This is a genomic window from Paenibacillus sp. DMB20 (genome assembly GCF_000987955.1).
GTDB lineage: Bacteria > Bacillota > Bacilli > Paenibacillales > Paenibacillaceae > Paenibacillus_AQ.
Genome location: NZ_LAZU01000023.1, coordinates 23,866 through 47,295 on the forward strand (window position 1 = coordinate 23,866; position 23,430 = coordinate 47,295).

General features: G+C 53.5%; 16 protein-coding genes and 4 pseudogenes. 5 read left to right on the forward strand and 15 right to left on the reverse strand.

Features of this window, described 5'->3' with window-relative positions; genetic code table 11:
- Nucleotides 1-31: 31 nt before the first annotated feature.
- From XI25_RS10505 to XI25_RS10520, 4 genes are all read left to right on the forward strand, one after another.
- On the forward strand, nucleotides 32-547 hold the full coding sequence (locus XI25_RS10505; protein WP_046678552.1) for a GNAT family N-acetyltransferase: 516 nt from the start codon (nucleotides 32-34) through the stop codon (nucleotides 545-547).
- 103 nt (nucleotides 548-650) lie between these two features.
- Entirely contained in the window at nucleotides 651-1,514 is an 864-nt protein-coding gene (locus XI25_RS10510) for a class I SAM-dependent methyltransferase (RefSeq protein WP_046678553.1), read from the forward strand.
- A gap of 4 nt (nucleotides 1,515-1,518) precedes the next feature.
- Nucleotides 1,519-2,250: an RluA family pseudouridine synthase gene (locus XI25_RS10515; RefSeq protein WP_046678554.1), complete on the forward strand. Its 732-nt coding sequence runs from the start codon at nucleotides 1,519-1,521 to the stop codon at nucleotides 2,248-2,250.
- 453 nt (nucleotides 2,251-2,703) lie between these two features.
- The gene (locus XI25_RS10520; RefSeq protein WP_046678555.1) at nucleotides 2,704-3,783 is read left to right on the forward strand and encodes a lytic polysaccharide monooxygenase; all 1,080 of its coding nucleotides are present in this window, start codon (nucleotides 2,704-2,706) and stop codon (nucleotides 3,781-3,783) included.
- Between the two features lie 232 nt (nucleotides 3,784-4,015).
- On the opposite strand, the gene XI25_RS10525 is transcribed toward XI25_RS10520, so the two are convergent.
- The 7 genes and pseudogenes from XI25_RS10525 to XI25_RS10555 form a co-directional block, all read right to left on the reverse strand.
- Nucleotides 4,016-4,438, reverse strand: a complete 423-nt coding sequence (locus tag XI25_RS10525; RefSeq protein ID WP_046678556.1) for a MarR family transcriptional regulator — start codon at nucleotides 4,436-4,438, stop codon at nucleotides 4,016-4,018.
- A 315-nt stretch (nucleotides 4,439-4,753) separates the two neighbouring features.
- Nucleotides 4,754-7,214: pseudogene (gyrA, locus tag XI25_RS10530) on the reverse strand (DNA gyrase subunit A).
- 11 nt (nucleotides 7,215-7,225) lie between these two features.
- Nucleotides 7,226-9,206 (reverse strand): annotated as a pseudogene (gene parE, locus XI25_RS10535) (DNA topoisomerase IV subunit B).
- 83 nt (nucleotides 9,207-9,289) lie between these two features.
- Nucleotides 9,290-10,279 (reverse strand): ABC transporter permease, encoded by a 990-nt coding sequence (locus tag XI25_RS10540; RefSeq protein WP_046678557.1) that lies wholly within the window; start codon nucleotides 10,277-10,279, stop codon nucleotides 9,290-9,292.
- Complete coding sequence (locus XI25_RS10545) at nucleotides 10,272-11,240, reverse strand: ABC transporter ATP-binding protein (RefSeq protein WP_046678558.1); 969 nt, start codon at nucleotides 11,238-11,240, stop codon at nucleotides 10,272-10,274. Before XI25_RS10545 ends, XI25_RS10540 begins: the two co-directional genes overlap by 8 nt.
- Before the next feature lie 36 nt (nucleotides 11,241-11,276).
- Complete coding sequence (locus XI25_RS10550) at nucleotides 11,277-12,146, reverse strand: GDSL-type esterase/lipase family protein (protein ID WP_052759556.1); 870 nt, start codon at nucleotides 12,144-12,146, stop codon at nucleotides 11,277-11,279.
- Between the two features lie 304 nt (nucleotides 12,147-12,450).
- Nucleotides 12,451-13,563 (reverse strand): saccharopine dehydrogenase family protein, encoded by a 1,113-nt coding sequence (locus tag XI25_RS10555; protein ID WP_046678576.1) that lies wholly within the window; start codon nucleotides 13,561-13,563, stop codon nucleotides 12,451-12,453.
- Between the two features lie 150 nt (nucleotides 13,564-13,713).
- Between XI25_RS10555 and XI25_RS10560 the strand changes: the two genes are divergently transcribed.
- On the forward strand, nucleotides 13,714-14,799 hold the full coding sequence (locus XI25_RS10560; protein ID WP_046678560.1) for a LuxR C-terminal-related transcriptional regulator: 1,086 nt from the start codon (nucleotides 13,714-13,716) through the stop codon (nucleotides 14,797-14,799).
- A 111-nt stretch (nucleotides 14,800-14,910) separates the two neighbouring features.
- Here the strand turns inward: XI25_RS10560 and XI25_RS10565 are convergent, their stop codons facing one another.
- From XI25_RS10565 to XI25_RS10610, 8 genes and pseudogenes are all read right to left on the reverse strand, one after another.
- Complete coding sequence (locus tag XI25_RS10565) at nucleotides 14,911-15,453, reverse strand: CAP domain-containing protein (RefSeq protein WP_082112318.1); 543 nt, start codon at nucleotides 15,451-15,453, stop codon at nucleotides 14,911-14,913.
- 391 nt (nucleotides 15,454-15,844) lie between these two features.
- A complete protein-coding gene (locus tag XI25_RS10575) occupies nucleotides 15,845-16,558 on the reverse strand; it encodes a GntR family transcriptional regulator (RefSeq protein ID WP_046678562.1) in 714 nt (237 codons plus the stop codon).
- Between the two features lie 10 nt (nucleotides 16,559-16,568).
- Nucleotides 16,569-17,585, reverse strand: coding sequence for a sugar kinase (locus XI25_RS10580; protein ID WP_046678563.1), 1,017 nt, complete (start codon nucleotides 17,583-17,585; stop codon nucleotides 16,569-16,571).
- Nucleotides 17,578-18,333 (reverse strand): 2-dehydro-3-deoxy-phosphogluconate aldolase, encoded by a 756-nt coding sequence (gene dagF / locus XI25_RS10585; protein ID WP_046678564.1) that lies wholly within the window; start codon nucleotides 18,331-18,333, stop codon nucleotides 17,578-17,580. Before dagF ends, XI25_RS10580 begins: the two co-directional genes overlap by 8 nt.
- 1 nt (nucleotide 18,334) lies before the next feature.
- Entirely contained in the window at nucleotides 18,335-19,438 is a 1,104-nt protein-coding gene (locus tag XI25_RS10590) for a DgaE family pyridoxal phosphate-dependent ammonia lyase (protein WP_046678565.1), read from the reverse strand.
- Nucleotides 19,392-20,517: pseudogene (locus tag XI25_RS10595) on the reverse strand (amidohydrolase/deacetylase family metallohydrolase). The gene XI25_RS10590 and the pseudogene XI25_RS10595 overlap by 47 nt, the downstream one beginning before the upstream one ends.
- A 275-nt stretch (nucleotides 20,518-20,792) precedes the next feature.
- Entirely contained in the window at nucleotides 20,793-21,803 is a 1,011-nt protein-coding gene (mglC, locus tag XI25_RS10605; protein ID WP_046678567.1) for a galactose/methyl galactoside ABC transporter permease MglC, read from the reverse strand.
- A gap of 23 nt (nucleotides 21,804-21,826) precedes the next feature.
- A pseudogene (locus XI25_RS10610) lies at nucleotides 21,827-23,339 on the reverse strand (sugar ABC transporter ATP-binding protein).
- Nucleotides 23,340-23,430 lie beyond the last annotated feature (91 nt).

Genomic DNA, 23,430 nt, shown 5'->3' on the forward strand with positions numbered 1-23,430 from the left:
GAGATCAAATCATCAATTGGAGGCGGTAAACATGATCAGAACCGAACAATGTCCGGACTACCCTCATGTCGATCAGATGCTGAAGCGCGCATTCAAGACCGGGGAAGAAGCCCGGCTTGTGGAAGGGCTGCGTGCTTCGCAGGACTATATTCCCGAACTGTCCCTCGTGTATGAAACGGACGGTTCCATCGCAGGACACATCTTATTTTCGGAAGCTTCGGTGCAAGAGGATAGCTCCATATACCGGGTAGCGGCGCTCGGTCCATTGGCGGTCGACCCTGCGTTTCAGCGTTCGGGGATCGGAAGCGCCCTGATGAAGGAAGGGCTGGAACGGTGCCGCTCTTATGGCTTTCCGCTGGTTTTTCTGCTCGGGCATCCGGAATATTACCCGAGATTCGGCTTCCTTCCGGCGCGCCGATATGGATTCGAATTGAAACAGTTCCAGGTCAGCGATGACGTATTTATGGTCTGCGAGCTGGAACCCGGTGCCCTGGACCGGCTGCAAGGGGAATTCCGATTCTCCTCCGTCTTTGAAAGCCTTCATTAACCGAGGTAAGCAGAGGATACAACTTTAGCGGGGCTTGTGGCATTATTCTCCGTAAATGTTGTACAATAAAGCTTAAATGACAATTTGAAGGATGGTTTTCAACATGTATGTAGCCGATGACTGGAAAGATTACGAAGTTATAGATACCGGAGGCGGAGAAAAGCTTGAACGCTGGGGCGACGTCATTCTCCGCCGGCCGGACCCGCAAATCATATGGCCGATTAAGAATGAAGGCGGCATCTGGAGAAACGTACACGGACACTATCACCGCAGTTCTTCCGGCGGCGGCAGCTGGGAGATGAAAAAAACGCTGCCCGAGCGCTGGAGCATTTCGTACGACCAACTCAAGTTCCACATCAGACCTACCAACTTCAAGCACACCGGACTGTTCCCTGAGCAGGCGGCGAACTGGCGCTGGATGATGAACAAAGTATCGAACGCCGGCCGGCCGATTTCCGTGCTGAATTTGTTTGCTTACACCGGCGGTGCAACGGTCGCTGCCGCTTATGCGGGAGCCCAGGTCGTTCACGTGGACGCGGCCAAAGGCATGGTGCAGTGGGCGAAGGAAAACCTGGCTTTGTCCGGGCTTGCGGATCGTCCGGTTCGATTCATTACCGACGATGTGTTCAAGTTCGTCCAGCGCGAGAAACGCAGAGGCAACAAGTATGATGCCATCATCATGGACCCTCCTTCCTATGGACGGGGGCCGGGCGGCGAGACGTGGAAATTGGAACAGAGCTTGTATCCTTTCCTCGAAAGCTGCCTGGATATTTTGTCCGACAAACCGCTTTTCCTCCTGATCAACTCTTATACGACCGGCATCTCCCCTACCGTACTGAAAAATATGCTGTCCATGACCCTTCAGCCTAAGTACGGCGGCACCATCAGCGCGGGTGAAATCGGCCTGCCGATTACGCAGTCCGGTCTGAACCTGCCTTGCGGAATATTGGGCCGCTGGGAGGATTAAGGCGATGACCCAACCGAATGCCCGTTATCCCGACATACCGGTATTGTTTGAGGATAATCACGTGCTCGGCGTCTGCAAGCCGGTCAACATCCCGTCCCAGGAGGATGCCACAGGGGATCCGGACATGCTGACGATTTTGAAAGAAGACATTAAAATCCGCTATAACAAGCCCGGTAACGTCTACCTCGGCCTCGTGCATCGGCTGGACCGTCCCGTCGGCGGAGCCATGGTATTCGCCAAAACCTCCAAGGCGGCATCCCGCTTATCCGAAGCGGTCCGAAGCAGGAGCTTCCGCAAGTTGTATGCCGCCGTGGTTCACGGCACACCCGCCAAGCCGGCCGGAAGGCTAACCGATACGCTCCTCAAAGATGCCCGCACCAATACGGTGCGGGTCGTTCCGAAAGGAACCGAAGGGGCCAAGGATGCGGTCCTTGATTACGAAGTACTGGGAACCGAAGGCGGTTTGAGCCTCGTGCTGATCGAGCTGCATACGGGGAGACCGCATCAGATCCGGGTCCAGCTAAGCCATGCCGGCTGTCCTCTGTACGGGGATCAGAAATACGGAAGCAGCCTCAACAAGGCAGGCCAGCAGATTGCGCTTTGGTCGGTGCTTGTCGGCTTTCCGCATCCCGTAAGCAAAGAGGAAGTCATGTTTCAGTCAAGTCCGCCTTCCATCCATCCCTGGAGTCTATTTCCGGATCGACTGCTGCATAATGCGATGGATAAACATCGTTGATCCTGCTCCGCCCCGTATTCATAACTTCTCCATCCAGAGCCGAAGTCTATCTTTTTGATAGATTTCGGCTTTTTGCCGTGCCGCTTTCGTTCTCATTATCATGACATCATGTTTTTTCAATTTATGTCATTTTGCATTATATTCCCCCTGAAAAAGACATATTTATCCTTTACTTATTTGAGTCATTATTTAAAAATAGTTAATACAAATACCAATTGAACCCATACCTGGTGTAAACATGAATCTTGTTTCGCTTATTCCGCAACTCGCTTGTCCACATGCTTTCATTTGACCGCAAGGCATTTCCATTCGATATAAACTCCCGCCGGAGTTTATATATAGGCAAGTGATATGACGCTGGAAGGAGGTTTTGCAGCAAGTTAGGGCGTAACAGGCGGCAGAGGGTCGCCGAGGCATGTATATCATGATTACATTATCCAAGGAGGCAAAATTATGACTTTGACGTCCGGACAAGCTTACAAGCGCTTACATTTGAAGCCGCTGTACATGGTTATCGGTTTTTCCCTTATGTTTATCGCAGTGATGATGATATTTTCGAGCAGTGCTTCTGCGCACGGTTATATAGAATCGCCTGGCAGCCGCGCCTATCTGTGCAAGACGGGACAGAACGCGAATTGCGGCAATGTGCAGTATGAACCGCAATCCCTTGAAGCCAAAGGCAATTTCCCGGAAGCCGGACCGGCCGACGGTCAAATTGCCGGCGCGGGCGTATTTCCTGAGCTTAACGAGCAGACTCCTACCCGCTGGGCCAAAGTAAACCTGAACGGCGGCCAAAATACGTTCACCTGGCGTTTAACGGCTGCGCATGCAACCAAGGAGTGGAAGTACTATATCACCAAAAAAGGCTGGGATTCCAGCAAACCGTTAACCCGTGCCGACCTTGAGCTGTTCTGCTCGTTTAACGATGGCGGCAAAAGACCGGAATCCGTCGTCACCCACACGTGCAACGTGCCGACGGACCGGACCGGATATAACCTGATTCTCGGCGTATGGGAAATCGCCGATACAGGAAATGCGTTTTACAACGTAATCGACGTTAACTTGAACAATGGCGGCGGTAACGGCGGCAGCGAAGATACCCAGGCACCTTCGGCACCTACCGGCCTGCGGTCCACGGACGTAACCTCTACGTCCGTGTCCCTGGCATGGAATGCGTCGAACGACAATGCAGGCGTCACCGGATATGATATTTACCGTGGAAGCCAATTGGCGGGAACGGCTGCCGGAACCGCTCTCAACTATACCGTAGCGGGTCTCGCGGCAAACACGGAATATACCTTTACGGTTAAGGCTCGCGATGCCGCCGGCAACGTTTCGGCAGCAAGCAATCCCCTCAGCGTCACGACATCCGGTTCATCGACACCCGAAATAACGGCATGGGAGCTTAACAAAACTTACGCGGTTGGCGACCTTGTAACCTATGGAAGCCGTACTTACGAATGCCTCCAGCCTCACACTTCCAGTAACGGCTGGGAGCCGCCGAACGTTCCCGCACTCTGGTTGATGAAATAATCATTTCATCCTTGAACAAGCCTGCAAAACAAAAAGCCTTCCGATCCTGCGGCCCCATAGGCCATGATCGGGAGGCTTTAAAACTTCTTGACAGCTTGTGCTCGGTTCGGTCAACAGGACCCCCAAGCTATCCCTTTGAACTCAGTATACAGATCATATAACGGTACTCAGGTGCAAAGCCTTGCTTACACCTCCACGTCCATAATCGGAAATGCCGCGCCGCTCTTCATTTTTACCCTGCCTCCTGCGGGGCGGCGCTGACCTTTCCAAGCAGGTACACCAATAGCTGCTGATTATGCGAGGATATACGGTTAAGCACGTGCGACAAGTAATCGTTCCGCACTTGAATGCCCCGTGCGGCCTCCTGCCGCCCTTTATCCGATATGGACACCCATACGATGCGCCGGTCATTTTCATCGCGCTCGCGAACGATCAATGCGTTTTTCTCCATGCGATCCAGCAGCATGGTTACCGCCGCAGGGCTTGTGGCCATATACGGAATGAAATCGGAAGGCTTCATTCTCCGGTGTTCCTCAAGCACTTCCAATACCGTTAATTGGGCTTCCGTCAATGAAGGGGCCAGACCGTTCTCCATATGCAGCTTATAATCCTTGGCCAGCCTGGACCACACTTTGGCGAATTCGGCTGTATGCATAATAAAATCCCTTCCTTTCCAATAACAAATATCCAACTCTTCTTCAAAAAAGAGTGAGGCCGCACACTTCAAGTTTCCGGTAATTTATATGATTAACTTTCGCGCCGAAAGGCCGTTATTCCTGCTAAAATCGCCAAAAAATAAAACTTCCAATGAACCGACAAAAGCCGCCGTCCCTTGACTGACAAGGTTTTTCAGACACGCCTTCTTTTCGACAGCGGGCGCCATGTTTAAACGGCTCGGCTAAAAAAAAAGACATCCGCACCTCCCATCGGAAGCCCGGATGTCTTTCGTTTTTCCATGTCATGTGGCGATTTATTCCGCCGTCGATGGCTTTAACTGAGGCGCCAGAATCAAGTCCTTGATTTCTCCCTTTTTGCCCACATCGGCCAGGAGTTTCCCGGTTGACTTCCGGTCGCTGATCGGTGCCTGTTCCGAGCTGAAGGCAAAAACGGTTCCTTCCTGGCCGTAAGCAAGGAGTGCCAACGGTTCACGGCAGTAGAAAGCTCCTTTAAGGTAACTGCCGTTCGGCTTTACCCGCTTCCCTTCCTTGAATTCAAAGGTGACAATGCCTTTGCCGCCTCTGCTCTGCGCCGGATAATCCACCAGCAGGGTGCGTTTTCCGTAGCCTAAATCGGTTATGGTCAATATCTCGCCTTCGTCATCCGATACCCACAAAGTCGAGGCCACTTCGTCTCCGTCCCGAAGCTGCATCCCCCTGACGCCGCCGGATACGCGGCCCATCGCATTCACTTCACTCTCGTTAAAGCGAATGCTCAAACCGTCCTTGGAGATAAGCATAATATCCTTGCTGCCGTCGCTCAGGGTTACGGAAAGGATACTGTCATCAGCCGCCACTTTCATGGCTGCTACCGCTCCGGTCCGCTTCGTCGCATATTCCTTCAGCTCCGTCCGCTTGACCTGGCCGTTGCGGGTCACAAACACCAGGGTCTTCCCTTCCTCATCGAAATGGGATACCGGAACAACGGAAACGATCTCGTCTTCCTTCGCCAGCTGAATCACGTTGACGATCGCCGTCCCGGCATCCTTCCATTTGTACTCCGGAATTTGGTGAACCGGCAGCAGGAAGTATTGGCCCTTTTGCGTAAAGATCAGCAAATTCTCAAGGGTGTTCACTTCCAGCAGGCGGGTGATGTAATCGCCCTCCTTCACGCCGGAGCTGTCAGGCTCGCCTCCGGACCGGGTAAAGGACAGCATGCTTGTCCGCTTGATGTATCCGTCTTTGGACAACGTGACAAGCACATCCTCCGCAGCGACCATCACTTCGAGATTGACCTTGATCTCTTCCACTTCCTCCTGGATGAGCGACCGGCGGTCAATACCGTACTTGTCGCGGATCTCCATCAGCTCCTTGCGGATCACGGCGATCAGCTTTTTGTCGCTCTCCAAGATGCCGCGCAGCGTGCCGATTTTTTTCATCAGCTCGTCCAGCTCTTTCTGAAGGGAATGAATCTCCAGATTGGTGAGCCGGTACAGCTGCAGCGTCAGGATGGAATCCGCTTGGCGTTCGGTAAAGCCGAACATCCACTGCAGGTTGTTTTGCGCGTCCTGGCGGTTCTTCGAAGCCTTAATGGCCGCGATGACCTCATCCAGAATGTTCAGTGCCTTGACGAGACCCTCGAGCACGTGCGCGCGGTCTTCCGCCTTCTCCAGCTCATACTGCGTCCGGAAGGTGACGACTTCGCGCTGATGGGCGATATAAGCCTCCAGCATGGCCTTGAGTCCTAGCTGCTGCGGCGTTTTTATTCACGATCGCAACCATATTGAAATTGTAATTGATCTGCAGATCCGTTTTCTTCAGCAGATAGGCAAGGATGCCGTTTGCGTCCGCATCCTTCTTCAGCTCCACCACGATCCGCAGGCCGTCGCGGCCGCTTTCGTCGCGAACCTCCGCGATGCCGTCGACCTTTTTCTCAAGCCGGATGTTCTCCATGGCCGTCACCAGCCGTGATTTCACGACCTGGAAAGGGATCTCCGTAATCACGATCTGCTGCTTGCCTCCGCGCAGGGACTCGATATCGGTCTTCGACCGAAGGTACACGCGGCCCTTGCCGGTCCGGTATGCATCTTCAATGCCGCTTCCGCCCATGATGATGCCGCCTGTCGGAAAGTCCGGTCCTTTGATGAACGTCATGATCTCGCTGAGCTCGATCTCGGGCTTTTGCATGACCGCGATGCACGCATCGATGACCTCGCGCAGATTATGCGGCGGGATTTCGGTGGCGAAACCTGCGGATATCCCGCTCGTTCCGTTCACGAGCAGGTTCGGATACCGCGAGGGAAGCACCACCGGTTCTTTCGCGGTATTGTCGAAGTTGTCTTTGAACAAAACCGTCCGTTTTTCAATATCCCGAAGGAGCTCCATGGCGATCGGAGACAAGCGGGCTTCCGTGTAACGCATCGCGGCGGCCGGATCGTCGTCCTGCGACCCCCAGTTGCCGTGACCGTCCACGAGCACGTGTCCCATTTTCCAAGGCTGCGCCATCCGGACCATGCCTTCATAAATCGAAGCATCCCCGTGCGGGTGATAATTCCCCATCACGTCGCCGACGGTTTTTGCGGATTTGCGGTAAGGTTTGTCAGGGGTATTGCCGGAATCGTACATCGCGTACAAAATCCGCCGCTGAACGGGCTTTAGTCCATCCCGCACATCCGGGATCGCGCGATCCTGGATTATATATTTCGAATACCGACCGAAGCGGTCACCGACGACCTCTTCCAAATAAGCAGGTAAAAATTGTTCCGATAAACTCATGCCTTCACCTTCTATTCCTCAAACTCTGCAAAGTTGACATTTTCAACGATCCAGCGCTTTCGGGGATCGACCTTGTCCCCCATCAATGTGGATACGCGGCGTTCGGCTTTCGCCGCATCGTCGATCTGCACCTGCAGCAGCGTTCTGGATTCGGGATTCATCGTCGTTTCCCACAGCTGGTCGGGATTCATTTCTCCGAGGCCTTTATAGCGCTGCAGCTCGTAATTTTTGAATTCTTTCAAGTAGTTGGCGAGCTGCTCCTCGGTCCAGGCATATCTTACCGTCTCCAGCTTGCCGGACTTGCTGGCGATTTTATACAGCGGAGGCTGTGCGATATAGACCCGGCCCTCGTCGATCAAGGGTTTCATGTACCGGTAGAAGAACGTCAGAAGCAGCACTTGAATATGCGCCCCGTCGGTATCCGCATCGGTCATGATGATGATTTTTGAATAATTGCTGTCCGCAGCCGTAAACTCGGTGCCGATCCCGGCACCGATCGCGGATACAATCGCTCGGTATTCATCGTTTTTCAGAATGTCCGCCAGCTTCGATTTCTCCGGGTTCATCGGCTTCCCTTTCAGCGGCAGGATCGCCTGAATCTTGGAATCGCGCCCTTGCTTTGCCGAACCGCCCGCGGAATCCCCTTCCACGATAAACAACTCGGTTCTCGTGAAATCCTTGGACTGAGCAGGGCTAAGCTTGCCGCCGAGGTTGGAGCTTTCGCTTCGCTTCTTGCCGGTTCTCATTTCGTCGCGGGCTTTGCGCGCCGCTTCGCGGGCCTTGGAAGCCTGGATCGCTTTTTTTCAGAAGCGTTTGCGCGATCTGCGGATTTTCCTCCAGGAAAATCTGCATCTTCTCCGTGACGATGCCCTCGACCGCGCTTCGGGCCGATGCGCTGCCAAGCTGGTCTTTCGTTTGTCCCACGAACTCGACTTCGGACATCTTGACGCTGATGACGGCCATCATGCCTTCGCGCAGATCCCCGCCCTCCAGGTTTTTGTCCTTTTCCTTCAGCAGGTTGTTTTTACGGGCATAGTCGTTCATTACCCGGGTGTATGCCGTCTTGAAGCCGGTCTCATGCGTACCGCCGCCCCGGGTCGGGATCGAGTTCACGAACGAGGCCAGCGTCTCCGTGTAACCGGCGTTGTACTGCATCGCGATCTCCACTTCGATGTCGTCCTTTTCGGCGTAGAAATGAATGACGTCATGCAGCACATCCTTGCCTTCGTTCAAAAACGCTACGAACTGGCTTGCTCCGCCCTCATAAAAGAACTCGTCGGCGTTGCCGCTCCGTTCGTCCTTCAGCACGATCCGAAGCCCCGAATTCAGGAAAGCAATCTCCTGCAGGCGCTCGGACAGCGTTTCGTAGTTCAAATGTATTCCAGAAGCAAACACGCGGGCATCCGGTCGAAACGAAACCTTGGTGCCCGTCTTGTTTGTATTGCCCAGGATTTCAAGCCCCGTTACCGGCTCGCCGACATGCTCTTTGCCTTTTTTGTCCTGCCAGTATTCAAAACGCTGGCGGTGGATTTTGCCGTCGCGGTAAATCTCGACCTCCAGCCATTCCGACAGCGCGTTCGTTACGGAAGCGCCCACGCCGTGAAGGCCCCCGGATTTCTTGTAGCCGGATCCGCCGAATTTCCCCCCCGCATGCAGCATCGTAAATACGACCTGCGGCGTCGGAATGCCGGCTTTATGCATGCCGGTCGGGATTCCCCGGCCGTTATCATATACCGTGACGGAACTGTCCTTGTGCAACGTAATTTCGATTCTCGAGCAGTACTTTGCCAGATGCTCGTCCACTGCATTGTCCACGATTTCCCATACGAGATGGTGGAGACCTGACGAGCTGGTGCTGCCTATGTACATGCCTGGCCGTTTGCGTACCGCAACTAAGCCCTCGAGCACTTGAATGTCGTCAGCATCGTATCCCGAGCGGTTGTTCTGACCGCTTTGTGATGACTCTGCAAACCAATCGATCTGTTCGACCATTCATGCTCCTCCTTCATCTTTCTCTAATAAAGGGGTACCCAGACCCCGAAATGCAAACAAATGTTTTGTATACCTCGTCCATTTTAATTCAAAATGTCCCTTTTCGTAAAGACGGTGAATGAAACGACCACCGCCGCAAGCGCCCAAACCGCCAATACAGCCAACGAAAAGTTCAGCGACATTCCCTCGATCGGCGGGAGGGTACCCGCCAAATAACCCGTGAGGTTCAGGTTAACCATGAACAAATACTTGGCGCTGGTCCAGGCGGAGGCCATATTCGTCAAAATCGTTCCGGCAATCAGCGCGGCCATCATGATGACGATGCTTGCCGCCGTGCTGCGGACGAGAACCGAAACCATGAACGCCAGCATGGCAACCGCTAAGCTGACAAACCAGATCAGTCCTCCCTGCATCAGCAGGTATTTCCATTGAGGTACGGCATGCACGGCCGACATGTCCACGTCGGAGCCTACGATTTTAAAACCCGTAAATACCGGCAACTGAAATCCTTTATAACCGAAAGCGAGGCCTGAAATCAAGTAGGCGATGACAAACGTCGCCAAAACGATCAGCGATACGAACATCACCAGCGCGAGCAGCTTGCTGAGCAGGACCTTCCACCGTTTGACCGGCCGGGTAAGGAGCATTTTTATGGTTCCGTTCGTCCGCTCTCCGGATACGAGATCCGAGGCGACGGCCATGATCAGCAGCGGTATAAAAAGGGATACCGCATTGTTCATAAACTCCCGGGTAAAATTAACGCCGTTTGGTTGATTAGGATTGACGTCATGCTCCAAATAATACTGCATCTGCTGAATAAAAATCATCCTGTACTTTTTCCATTCCTCCGGCACCCGGTCGCTTCCCAGCGAATTTTCATTATCCGTGATCCGCTGCTGAAGTTCAAGCCGCCAATCGCCGTTGAATTTGCCTTTGCTGCGCTCCGCCGATTTCATCTGCGCATAGGTAAACATGGGAACAAGAACAAGCAGTACCAGGAGTATCACATAAAATCGTTTTCGCTTTACGATTTTAACCGTTTCATTCTTCACAAGCGGAAGTATGCTATTCAATGCTCTCCCCCTCCGTCATTTGAAGGAACAGCTGTTCCAGCGTAGGATTGATGCGGTTTACGCCCAGGATTTCCACGCCAGCCGCCACGAGCCGCTTAACCGCATCCGGCGTATCCTCCTCCCGGATTCGCGTAACGATCGATTCTTCCGGCATTCCTGCCAATACGGAATCATCCAGAACGGCCTCGGGACGCTCCACGACCTCACACTGCTGCACCTGTTGCAGGATGCTCCTACCCTGGTTAGCCGGATGCAAATGCCAAACGACATATCCCGCGCTTTCGGCGATTAGCTCTTCTACTCCCCCCACGGCGAGCACCTTCCCGCGGCTGATGATCGCGACACGGTCGCACAGCAGCTGGATCTCGCTGAGCAGATGGCTTGATACAAAGACCGCCATGCCCTCCGCCGCCAGCCGCTTGATAAATTCCCGCATTTCCTTGATTCCTTTGGGGTCGAGGCCGTTTGTAGGCTCGTCCAGGATCAGCAGCTTGGGTCTCCCCAGCAGGGCCTGGGCGATGCCGAGCCGTTGGCGCATGCCAAGCGAATAGGTGCGTACCTTATCGTGAATCCTTTTGTCCATCCGGACGATCTCCACGACTTCGCGGATGCGGTCGTCATCTATGTTATGCTGCATGCGGGCGAAATGCTCCAGGTTCTCCCATCCCGTCAGATAAGTATACATCTCCGGGTTCTCCACAATGGATCCGACATACTGGAGGGCCTGCTCCTGCTGCCGGTTGACATCATAACCGCATACCTTAATGACGCCTTCCGTCGGCTTGATCAGGTCGACCAGCATTCGGATCGTCGTCGTTTTGCCAGCCCCGTTGGGACCGAGAAAACCGAATATCTCGCCGGCCCGGACATCGAAAGTGACGCCCTGAATGATCCACTTCCGGCCGATTTTTTTCTTTACCTGTTCAACGGACAGCACTATCTTCTGTTGAAGATCGACCATTTCCTTTCCCCTCCTTCCACTTTACCGTACGGAATCCTACTGGATTCCCTGTGCAATCCTTTCGGCAATCAGCCGGTAGCCCTCGCCGTTTGGATGAAAATGATCGGAGGACAAATACTTGTCCAGTTTCCCTTGAAAGATGTCAAAGGTCGGTATCATGACCATGTTCGGATCCCGGTTGATGATTTGCAGCGCCGCGTGGTTCCAGGTTGAAACCGCAACATTGCCTGGCAGAAGAAGCTCCTTCAAATCCGCGAACGGGTGGTACAGTCCGACGTAGACCACTTTGGCATCCGGATTAATGGCCCGTATCCGCTCCAGAGTTAACTTTAGCCGCTCCGACGCTTTCGGTATCGCCGCAACCAGCTGCTTCGGATCCAGCTCCCCGGCACCGGCTTGACCGTTCTTGACAAGTCCGCTGCTATCAAACAAATCATTGCCTCCGATGGACAAAAGGATCAAATCCGCCTGTTCCAGGGCGTAGCGGATCCCTTTCTCCTCCAGCTTCGGCAAAAGTCCTTCCGTCGTCAGGCCGTTAATCGCTAGATTGTTTAATAATTCGCTTTTGCGACCGCCTTCATTCAGCATCTCGATGCTCCGGCGGACAAAACCGCTGCCCGTGTTATCCCCCGTGCCCTTGGCTAGCGAATCCCCGATCGCGGTTATTTTCAGCTGTTCGGGCAGTTCAGGCGGCTTCGCCGTTCCTTCGGCGCTCCCCGCTTCCGTCCCCGGTTCGTACGTATCCGCTTCCTCCTTGGATTTGTCTGCATTCCCTTGGCTAATCGCTGAGTCGGCCTGCGGGGCATTAATGTCTTGTACGGCATATATAAAACCGGCAAGCAAAATGATGGTAACGATGACGGATACCGAAGCGGTTATTCGCCAAATCCATTTCGAAGAATTCAAACAAGATCCCCCCGGCTGCATTTTTTTTCATAAAAAAAGAGATTTTTTTGACCGCAAGTTGACTCAATAACAGCCTCTATAATATTGTCGGCTTCCCTTGCGGCTGTATGTACAATAACATAAATCTTCTATGATAAATTTGCAAACAAGCGTCATTTTAAGTTCGTTATGGGCTAGTAGCAAACGAATGCTTGGCTTTCTTTTTTTCCGGGCAAAAAAAACGCATCCGCCCAATGGACGAATGCGTCGAGACCTGTTTCTTTTCACTGCACCGTCAGCCATTTCGCGGCCGCCGGATTTGACGTCAGTCACCGTACCTTACCCTTTCTTCCCGCATAGGGGAGAGCCGGACGTCGAGCGCGATGTCCGGCCCCAGCTCTTTTAATATGCCGGAAAGATCCGTAAACTGCTCCATATGATAGACGCCTCCAGGCATAGCCGAGTTCATAACCATCGCAGCCGCCGCTGCCGCCACCTGGGCCGTCGCGTCGGATTGATTCCTCCCACGGATCAAGCATTCGGCACTTTCGGTCCTTCCCTCTTGGCTTCTTCCCCAAGCTTCCGCCTTGACGGCAAAGCGGTCTCCTCCGAAGCGCAGCAGCTTAAGGCTCCGGACAATCAGCCTGCGGATCCAACCGACTTGCAGCAGGCGGACCATCCCCGTTTTACCGGCAACGGCGAGCAATCCGGTGACGATGGCAGAGTCGAGACAGAATCTCGTGGAAACGGAGGGAACCTCCAGGGTCCGGGGAAGAGCTTGCTGATCGGAAAACGGAAAACGATAGGCTCTCCGGCGGCCGATACCGCCGCCGAAATCGAATGTTTTGCCGTCCGTAAAACTTCGCACCTTCACCTGTTGGCGGTTTTCCATCACTTTAAACCGAGCTCCCATATTCTCTACCGTCCATTCGATCGCCGCTTGCCCATGGGCGTCTCCCTGTCCGAGCATGATCGCCAGCTCAATCCTCTCCGCTCCTCCAAGCTTCCGGTGTGCTTCAAGAGCAAGCAAATTGGTTAAGCCGGGGGCAAGCCCGACGCTCAGCAGCGCGATGGCGCCATATGCTGCCGCTTCATCCTTGTGCTGCTCTACCTTCTCCAGAAACGCGCCGTTGGCCGTCACGTCGATATAATGGATTCCGCTGCGCAAACACTCATGGACTAAGCCGGTATCGATTTGCTCCAGACACGTGATCATCAGCTTGACTCCATCCAGCCGGCCGGGAGGCAAAGGCTTGCGGATATCGAGCTGCAGCGGTTTTACCTTGCCGCCGGTTGAACGGCTGAACCTCTCGGCCCGATCCAGCCTGCGGCCGGCGGCATACACCTTGCCCGGGTACCTCTCGCCCAGTATCCTGCAGATGGTGCTTCCTACATGGCCGTAGCCGCCGACGACAACAATATCTTCTTTCTTATGCATTTCCATCACCGCATCCTGTATAATATGGTTAATTAAGAATCATTCTCAATTATAGTGACAGCGATGAAATTCACCATCCCATATATGTGGGATATCGAATGATTCCGATCTTATTCACGTTATCAACCTTTGGATTAGGAGAGCTCCATTATGAAGACCACCAGACAAACGCCCCGAGTCAAACAACAGATTATCCGTCTCGGCGCCGCATCCATGACGTCTCCCGATTTTCGTTCCAAACTGCTTTCGCTTTTGCGTGAAACGGTACCCTTCGATGCGGCCTGCTGCACGCATGTCGATCCGAATACGCTGCTCTCCACCGGCGCCGTCACCGAAGAAAACATTGAGGCGATCCATCCGCATCTGTTCAGAATTGAGTATGGAAAGGGGGATTACAATGCCTATGAACAGCTGGTACATGCCGAGACGCCTGTTGCCACTTTATTCGAGGCAACGGAAGGACAGCCCGAACGCAGTGCCCGGTACCGGGAAGTGCTGCGTCCTGCCGGCTTCCATGACGAGCTGCGAGCCGCCCTCGTCCATGACCGGGCCTGCTGGGGATATTTAACCCTTTACCGCAATACGGGGCAGCCCGTCTTTTCACCGGATGAACGCAAATTCATCGCCATCCTGGCGCCGGTAATCGCAGCCTGCCTGCGGACCTACAGCGTTGCCCTGCCTGAATCGGGTTCCGTTGGGTCCGAAGGCGGGAATGAACCCGGCATCGCCATCCTGTCCGGCCAATTAGCGCTACTCTCTACCAATCCTGCGGCAGATGCCTGGATCCGAAAGCTGCAGTCATGGGAACGGATTGACAGCGGTACGCTCCCCCGTCCGATCCGTGCCGTCAGCACGCGGGCGCTCCATGCCGCTTCCCAATCTCCGGCGCTGGCCAAAGCTTGCATCCGCATGCCGGACGGGCCGTATTTGACGGTCAGGGCCAGCCGCCTTCAAGCCGTTAACGGCGATATTCAGCTGGCCGTTACATTCGAACCGGCGCGTCCGTCGGACATGCTGCCCATCATAGCGGAAGCGTATCAATTCACCGAGCGCGAGCTGCAGCTGTTGGAAGGCCTCATACGCGGACTGTCCACCAAAGAGTTGGCGGCTACCCTTCATATCTCTGCTTACACCGTCCAGGATCATTTGAAGTCCATCTTCGCCAAGACGGGGGTTGCCAGCCGCAGAGAGCTGATCTGGCATCTGCATTCCCGTTTCAGCCTTCCGAATGTTTGAACGCTCTCCTGGGCTGCCGTCCTTCCCGAGACTAGAAAAAAGCAGGAGGATCATCCTCCTGCTTCCAAAATGAATATCGATAAGTGCATGTTCAAAAACGAACGGCCGTGATTATTGGCTAATAAATTCCTGAACCCAATAACCGTTGTAATAACCTACGCCGATCATCGTGAAGTTCGGAGACATGATGTTTTTGCGGTGGCCTTCGCTGTTCATCCAGGAATTCATCACTTCTTCAGGCGTGCGCTGTCCCTTGGCGATGTTCTCTCCGGCATAACGATACGAAATCCCGTACTTTTTCATCATATCGAACGGGGAACCGTATGTCGGGGAATTGTGATCGAAATAGTTTTTGCTGTTCATATCCTTGGCTTTATCCAAAGCCATAACCGTTAACGCGTCATTTACGGTAAGAGCTTTCAGCCCTGCTTTGGCACGTTCTTTATTGACGAGCTCAACCACGCGGCTTGCAAAAGCGGACTTTTCCGTTGACGCCGGGGCGGAAGGCTTGGTCGGCACAGCCGGCTTGCTGACCGACGGAGCCGGAGCAGACGGCTTTTCCGGTTGCGGAGCTGCCGGTTGGCTTGCCTGCGGCGTTGCGACAGGCTTTTGGATGACCCAAGTAAAGTTTCCTCCCCAGTTTTGGCTTTCCATAAACTGCTGGATTTTTTTGCTGCCAGCTTTGAACGCTGTCGTCCGGAGCTGCTGCGAATGCGGAAGAAGGGAGCATAATGCCTACGGACAATACGGCTGCAATGCCGCCGCTAACGAATTTTTTTTATCATCGTATTTTTCATGGATTATTTCACATCTCCTTCAAGGATAAATGGTTACAATTTTGTAATCATCGACATGAACAGTGTAACATATTCGACACCATACGCCATCCTTCAAAACTTGGAAAATGCATAAAAACACAAAAAAAACCATCTATACCGCTGTTGAAGTTATATCCCCCGCAGCAGATAGACGGTTTTAAATACGACTTCTTTATGGCTTGATCATGTAGGTTTCTTCATTCTTGCAAACATTGGCGATTTGCCGGTTACACGTCGTAATTCACGACATAACTTTGGAGCTCCGTATTATAAAAGCCTTCGCTGTATTCCACGGCACTTCCCTCTTCGCTGCAGGAGTAGCGCGATCTTTTTAACAGCGGGGCTCCCGGGGGAACGCCTAGGACCTCGGCCACATCCGCAGGCGGCACCGCCACCGCAAATTCATCCCTTAGCCGGCCGAAGGAAATATGCCTCTCCTCCAGCAGCTCATAGAGGGATTGGACCTTCAATTCGTTCAATTCCAGCTCCCCGATGTCCGCCGATAAGTAATGCGTATAATGGATATACGGCTTTTGGTCCAAAACATAGACCCGTTCCAGCTTCAAGCAGCTCTTGCCGAATAAACGCCAAGGCTCGCTTCCCTCGGGGTTCTCCGCTATTTCGGACCGGAGCCATACCTTTTGGATTTGATGGCCTTCCTCGACCAGCACTTCCGTAAAGCGTTTCAGCCTTGAGAGCTTGGTGCCCGACGTATTGCGGATGACCTTGGTGCCCTTTCCGCTCCCTTTTTCGAGATATCCCTCCTGCACAAGCTCCTGGATCGCCCCGCGTACCGTTATTTTGCTGACGCCAAACTCCTTCTCCAGCTGAGGCTCCGGCGGGATGTTCTCATGCAGGGGATAGACCCCGTGCAGGATCCTGTCTTTAATGATGTTCTTCAGCTGAACGTATAACGGTTTGTCATTCCGGCGTAAACTCAATCCTGATTCACTACCTTTCTATATCTCCTGCCGCTTCCGTCATGGCACGAAAAATGTCGCTCTCCGTCGCCATGGGCGTATCTCCCGCCACCGTATGCGCAAGCATCCCCGCTGCCGCCGCAAACCGCACGGTTTGTTCCGGAGGATAACCCTCCAGCTCGCCATGAATGATCCCGCTGGCATATGCGTCCCCCGCTCCGATCCGGTCATAGACGGAGAAGGTAAGCTTGTCGGAGAAGTGAAACTTCGTATTCTTATAAAGATAACCGGTCAGGCTGTGCGTATTGTCATCATTGACGGACCGGTGCGTCCCGGCCACGGCGCTCAGCCCGAACCGCTCGGCCACAACCGGGATCAGCTCGACCAGCTGTTCCCCGCGCTCCGTTTTTGCCGATGAAAGGCCCAGTATATGCAAAGCGTCTTTCTCGTTCATGAGGACGATATCGGAGAGCCCCAGCATATCTTCATAATGCCGTTTGGCCTTCGAATACCCCTCCTCTCCCCAGAGCGAGGGGCGGTAATTGCAGTCGAAAATAACGGTGCCGCCCCGTTCCTTCACCTTTTCGGCGATAGACTTCATATGCTTCCGGACGGATTCGTTCATGGCCAGAGCGATCCCGCAAAAATGAACCGCGTCCACCGCATCCGCAATGCCGCCGTAGTCATAAGTCCTTTCCGGGGCCGTGTTAAAGCTGCTTCCCAGACGGTTGCTGTAGGTGACCCGGCTTGGCCGGACCCCAAAACCGTTCTCCAGGAAATACATGCCCAGATACTGCCCGCCCCGTTCGATAAACGATGTCGCAATCCCCAGTTTTCTTAGTGAAGACATTGCAGCTTCACCCAAGGGATTGGCGGGCAGCCTGGAAATCAGATACCCGGCATGGCCGAACCGTGACAATGCCGAAGCGACGTTTACGCCGGTTCCCGAGAACGAATAGTTGAGCGTAGAGGCTTGGGACAGCATATCATGGCCCGGCACCTGCAGTCGCATCATGACTTCGCCGAAAGCCGCAATCCTCTTAGGCATAACGGTCCGCCAGCCTTTTCATCGTCCGGGTCAGTTCCCGCACATCCTCCAGCCGCGTTAAACCGCTATCCTTATCGATGATCGACGAATACACATGCGGTATAACCCGCGGGACGCCGGCTTCCAGCGCGATTCGCAGAATTTCCTCGAAATTGTCCATATCGATGCCTCCGGTCGGTTCCAGGGCGAAGCCTTCCTCCGCACAAGCTTTCGCTACCGCGCGGTACTCTTCCTCCCTGCTCAGTCCTTCCATCGGAAAATATTTCAACGCGTTCCCGCCCATATCCTTCACAAGCCCAATGGCCGATTTCACGGGAACGATGGCAGGTTCTCCTTGAGCCGCGCTGATCGGTCCTGTGGAAATATTAACGAAGCCGGCTTCACCTGCAGGCGATACCAGACTGTTGATCCAGCTGTTTCGACCTCCCAGATTGGCTCGGGTTGCTCCCACTGCCGGGAACACCTGATTGATGTGGCTTCCGGGATAGAACTTGGCGATTTCCGCTACGACGGCTGCCTGACGGTTATCTCCGGCACCCAGCCCGATGGATACCGCGTCTTCGATCTCCTGACCGTACTGCTTCATGGCCGCAACCGCTTCTTCGACCGTGTTGTAATTCTTGGACAAAACTCCGACCAGCACATATCCCTCCGCGGCTTCGAATATCTCTTTGGCATTGGCGATATCCTTCGCCAACACGTTTAAAGCAACCCGGTCTTTGTAAAATCGCTTTTCAATCGTTGCCATCTTAACGTCCCCCTGTAAGTTCCCGTATTTTCGCTTCAATGACCTGCAGATCGTCCCCCATCAGCGGACGGGGATCGATATCGAAATATCCCTGTCTGACGCCATAATCCCTTGTGTATATGGCAATTTCCCCATTTTGCAGGCGTTTGGCCGCTTCCTGTGCCGTTATGCCCGCTTCAACCGGATCGATGTGAACCCGTGCCCGGAAAATCGCCCGCCCGGCTTCGTCCTGCACGACCGTTACTTTAATGCCGGGAAGGTCATTTAACGGCATAAGCGCCTGAAGCGCTTCCTTTTCCTCCTCGCTTCTGTCTTCCTTGACGGTATATTCATCCAGCGCCTGAAGCAGCCCGAAAGTCGTTTCTTTTCCGACCTTCATGCTCCGGCCGATGCCGTGCAGTTGGACCTTCACCCAATCGATATAATTCCGCTTACCCGCGACAATGCCCGAAGTCGGTCCCTCTATCGCTTTGGAGCCGCTGTAAATGGCGAGATCCGAATAACGGACATACTTCTGCAGATCTTCTTCCGCGGCCGCGTCCACGATCATCGGCACCCCTTTCCGCCGGGCCACCTCCCAGGCCTCCTCGACGGAGATCATGTTTTTCTGGACGGCATGATGCGATTTCACATAGAGCACGGCCGCCGTCTTGTCCGTAATGGCATCCTCGATATGCTCCACACGGCCTTCGTTGGCATAACCGACTTCAACCAGCTTGCCGCCTCCCAGATAAACCATCGTCTCGACAGGGGCGCCATACTGCACATTATGGCCCTTCAATACGATGATCTCATTCACGGGTATGGCCTCCTGATGCAATCGCTCGCTCAAACGGCGGTTTCCGCGCGTAACGATCGCAGCCACGGATAAAGCGATCCCGCTGGACGCGGAATTGACAACCACCGCAGCCTCCGAGCCGATCACGCTCGCAACGTGATCACCGGCTTTATCGACGAGATCCGCAATCTCCACGTAACGCTGACCGCCCTGCTTCATCGCTTCCATCACCGTGTCGGTCGGAGCGGAAACGCCCAGGATGCTCATCCGTCCGCTGGCATTAATGACTCGTTTCAGACCGTACTTCGCATTCCATGAATTGTCCATTGATCACGACTCCTTTAGGTTCGATGTTACGACCGTATACTCTTCGTTCCCCTTCCGAATCCACCAATTCCACTGCCTCGTCGTTCAAGGCAAAAACCGTCAAATTCGCTGCCTCCCCAACATGAATCCGGCCAAGCTCCGGCCTGCCCAGCCAGCGGGCCGCATGCTCCGTGACCAGCGGGATCACTTCCTGCAGCGGATAGCCCAGGCCGAGAAATTTCGTGAGCACGTTCGCCATGCTGTATACCGGCCCATGCAGCCGGTTCCCCCGGTAAATATCCGTGCTGATCGTATCCGGGCGGATGCCGTGGAGCTTCGCCGCTTCAGCCACCCGGAAGGAAAAGCTGGCCGTGCCATGACCCACGTCCAAATGAACGCCGCGCCGAACAGCCTCCGTCAGCACCTTTAGCGGCCCTCCGCTCTCGTCAAACAAATTATTGCTTTTTCCGTTAAGATAATGGGTGATGATATCGTTCTTCCTCAGCATCGGAATGACCTCCGTAATGTCGGGAGGCGCCGATCCGATATGCACCATAAGCGGGAGCCCCGTTTCATCCGACAGCTCCCTGGCAATGACAAGCGGCCGGATGCCGCTATCCTTCACCACGCTTCGGCTGATTCTCGCTTTCAAGCCGACGATAAACCCAGGGTAGGCATGGGCGGCGCTCAAAACTTTTTGCCGGTCGATCCACTCCAGACGGGATAACTCGTCCACCCTTTGCAGCCCGATCCGCGATATGTTTAAAAAAAGCAAACACATTCGTCAATGCCTGTTCAGCGCTCCTGGCAAGGTCGCCGATCCGGTCGGCGCCGCAGCTTCCCGCGTCCACGATCGTGGTTACACCCTGCTTCACTCCGATTTCATCGATCTCATCGCCGTAAGGATCGAATTCAGGAAACGCATGAACATGCATATCGATCCAACCGCTGGATACATATAAGCCTGAGCAATCCTTTACGATGCTCCCGTGCCCCAGGCCTCCTGCGGTTATCCCTGCAACAGTTCCGTTTTCAATCTCGATGTCAACCTCTGTCCCGTCAACAAACCTCAAATTTCGCAATACATATCGTTCTTGTATGGTTCTCACCTCCAGCAATAGGAACATTATAATGTTTACATTACCACGATATAAGGCAAACGTAAATAAACATTATAATGTTTTGCCGAAATAAACGTTAAAATCGTCTGCGCATCCTGTTTCTCAAATAACAAGCGTATTTGGCGAGAAAAACGAGCCATGATGAACCCCACATTCATATAAAAAAAGACCTCAAACCGTTCCACGGAAACGGATAAAGGTCTTTCGACAAGCCAGGAATATTTCAAGCACTTAATACACTGTCAGGAGATGTTTTACTTTTTCGCAGCGTATTTACGCATATCGAACGCTACGGCAGCTACGATAATAGCTCCTTTAATAATCAGCTGCCAATACGGGCTGACGCCGATAAACGTGAGGCCGTAGTTGATGATGGTGAAAATCAGCACGCCCGCCATCACGCCAGGCACCGTACCGATGCCGCCCGTTGTGGATACGCCGCCGACCACGCAGGCTGCGATGGCATCAAGCTCGTACATGTTTCCGTAGTTGTTCGTCGCTCCGCCGGTTCTGGCGGCTTCGAGAACGCCGGCCATGCCGTAAAGAGCCCCGGCGATGGAATAAATAATGATGAGGCTGCGCGCGACATTAATTCCCGATACGCGGGCTGCCTGGATGTTGCCGCCGATCGCGTACATATTTTTGCCCAGCCGGGTTTTATTAAAAATAACCCATACAATGCAAGCCACTCCCAAAGCGATCAGCACAATGTAAGGAACCGTGAAGTCTCCGCTGCCGATATACCCCGTACCCAAACTTTTCGTAAAATCTTCCCTAAGACCGCCGATCGGCTGGGAATTGTTCGGTTCCATATCAAAATAAATCGAGTTGACGCCAAGCACCGCAACCATCGTGCCGAGCGTGGCAATGAACGGGGGAACATTAAACTTGGCCACGATGACACCGTTAATGAAGCCGAACGCAATTCCTGCTGTAATCGCCAGAATTACGGGCACAATAAACCACAGCTCCGGCATGTCCGGAAAGAACGGTTTGGGATAGTCCGATTTTTGCAGCATGGAAGCCGATATGACCGCCGATAATCCCACGATTCGCCCTGCAGACAAGTCCGTGCCCCCGGTGATCAGAATAAAGGCTACGCCAAGCGCTATGATCGCCCGAGTGGAAGATTGGACCAGCACGTCGCGTAAAGACTGGATCGAAAAAAATGAAGGATCATAGACGGTTATGCCCAAAACAAGAACGATAAGAACCAGGTATATCGCGTTCTCCGACGCAAAATGACGCATTTTCAGTGTATTCATACTTTTCCTCCTTCTGCCCCTTCCTAATGCTGTGCCGCAAGGCGCATGACGTTTTCTTCCGTTGCCTCGCCGCCTTCGAGTATTCCGGTCAGGCGTCCTTCCGACATGACCAGAATCCGGTCCGACATGCCGAGCAGTTCGGGCATTTCGGACGAGATCATAATAATGCTTTTTCCCTGCTTCGCGAGATCCGCTATAATACTGTAAATTTCAAATTTGGCGCCGACGTCGATTCCGCGAGTCGGCTCATCCAGCAGCAGAATATCCGGTTCTGTCAGCAGCCACCGGGCCAGAAGCACCTTCTGCTGATTCCCGCCCGACAGGTTCATGATCCGGGTGCGCTGGGAAGGCGTTTTCGTTCTTAACTTCTCGACCATTCTGGTTACATCCGCCTTTTTTTTTCTTTTCATTCAGCAGAAAATACATGTTCCTGTAATTTTTCAGATTGGCCACCGCTCCGTTTTCGTGCACGGACAGCACAGGAAATATCCCCGTTGCGCGTCTTTCTTCCGTCAAAAGGGCAAACCCTTGTTTTTTGGCATCCTCCGGCGATTTGATGTTCACTTCACGTCCCTTCAGCAAAATGTTTCCCGATGCAATTTCCCGGAGCCCGAACAGCGCCTCGATCAGTTCCGTCCTCTGGGCACCCACCAAACCGCCAATCCCAAGAATCTCTCCGCGGCGAAGCGAGAATGTAACACTCCTAAAAGATTTCGGAATGATCGAAGTCAGATTCCGTACCTCCAGCAGTACTTCGCCCGGCACATGCTCCCGCTCGGGGAAGCGCCGCGTCAGATCGCGGCCCACCATTTTGGATATGATCGAATCGGTCGTCAGCTCCGCTGCCGGCCAAGTCCCGATCTTCCTGCCGTCCCGCATGATCGTGACGTCATCCGAGATTTGCAGAATTTCCTCCATTTTGTGGGAGATATAAATTATTGCGACTCCGCGCTCCTTCAAATCCCTGATAATTCGGAACAAATGATCGACCTCGACGGCGGTCAAAGAAGATGTAGGCTCATCCATGACGATAACGCGGGAACGGTATGATACCGCTTTAGCGATTTCTATGGACTGCACCCTGGAAACGGATAACCTGCCGACCTTGATATCGGGATCGATGTCAATGCCTAGATCGTGGAATAACTCCACCGTGTCTTGTTTCATCTTTTTGTGGTCTACGAACTGAAACGGCCCGTATCCGACCGTCGGGAATCGGCCAAGCCAAATATTCTCCATAACACTCCTAAACGGGATCGGGTGAAGCTCCTGATGAATCATCGAGATGCCCAGAATTAGCGCATCTTTGGAATTCCGGATCACCACCTTCCCGCCGTTCAGATAGATCTCCCCGCCTTCCGGCTCATAAATTCCGAACAGGCATTTCATGAGCGTGGATTTGCCTGCTCCGTTTTCCCCCATCAGGGCATGTACCGTACCCGGTCTCACCTTAAGCGTCACTCCGTCAAGCGCCTTAACCCCGGGAAATTCCTTGGTGATGTCGTTCATCTCAAGCAAAAAAGGATGCTCCGACATGAGTTTCCCCTCCTTTGTTCCGTTTTCGTTGCTTCAATCCCGTACCCGAATGAGAGAGCCGCTATATTGCCCCAACGCCACAGCTCCAAAA

What these genes read in the sequence shown, in the direction of transcription:
- XI25_RS10505 (WP_046678552.1), top strand. Translation starts at nt 32, where the DNA reads ATGATCAGAACCGAACAATGTCCGGACTACCCTCATGTCGATCAGATG.
- XI25_RS10510 (WP_046678553.1), top strand. Translation starts at nt 651, where the DNA reads ATGTATGTAGCCGATGACTGGAAAGATTACGAAGTTATAGATACCGGA.
- XI25_RS10515 (WP_046678554.1), top strand. Translation starts at nt 1,519, where the DNA reads ATGACCCAACCGAATGCCCGTTATCCCGACATACCGGTATTGTTTGAG.
- XI25_RS10520 (WP_046678555.1), top strand. Translation starts at nt 2,704, where the DNA reads ATGACTTTGACGTCCGGACAAGCTTACAAGCGCTTACATTTGAAGCCG.
- XI25_RS10525 (WP_046678556.1), bottom strand. Translation starts at nt 4,438, where the DNA reads ATGCATACAGCCGAATTCGCCAAAGTGTGGTCCAGGCTGGCCAAGGAT.
- XI25_RS10545 (WP_046678558.1), bottom strand. Translation starts at nt 11,240, where the DNA reads ATGGTCGATCTTCAACAGAAGATAGTGCTGTCCGTTGAACAGGTAAAG.
- XI25_RS10555 (WP_046678576.1), bottom strand. Translation starts at nt 13,563, where the DNA reads ATGCATAAGAAAGAAGATATTGTTGTCGTCGGCGGCTACGGCCATGTA.
- XI25_RS10560 (WP_046678560.1), top strand. Translation starts at nt 13,714, where the DNA reads ATGAAGACCACCAGACAAACGCCCCGAGTCAAACAACAGATTATCCGT.
- XI25_RS10565 (WP_082112318.1), bottom strand. Translation starts at nt 15,453, where the DNA reads ATGGAAAGCCAAAACTGGGGAGGAAACTTTACTTGGGTCATCCAAAAG.
- XI25_RS10580 (WP_046678563.1), bottom strand. Translation starts at nt 17,585, where the DNA reads ATGCCTAAGAGGATTGCGGCTTTCGGCGAAGTCATGATGCGACTGCAG.
- dagF (WP_046678564.1), bottom strand. Translation starts at nt 18,333, where the DNA reads ATGGCAACGATTGAAAAGCGATTTTACAAAGACCGGGTTGCTTTAAAC.
- XI25_RS10590 (WP_046678565.1), bottom strand. Translation starts at nt 19,438, where the DNA reads ATGGACAATTCATGGAATGCGAAGTACGGTCTGAAACGAGTCATTAAT.
- mglC (WP_046678567.1), bottom strand. Translation starts at nt 21,803, where the DNA reads ATGAATACACTGAAAATGCGTCATTTTGCGTCGGAGAACGCGATATAC.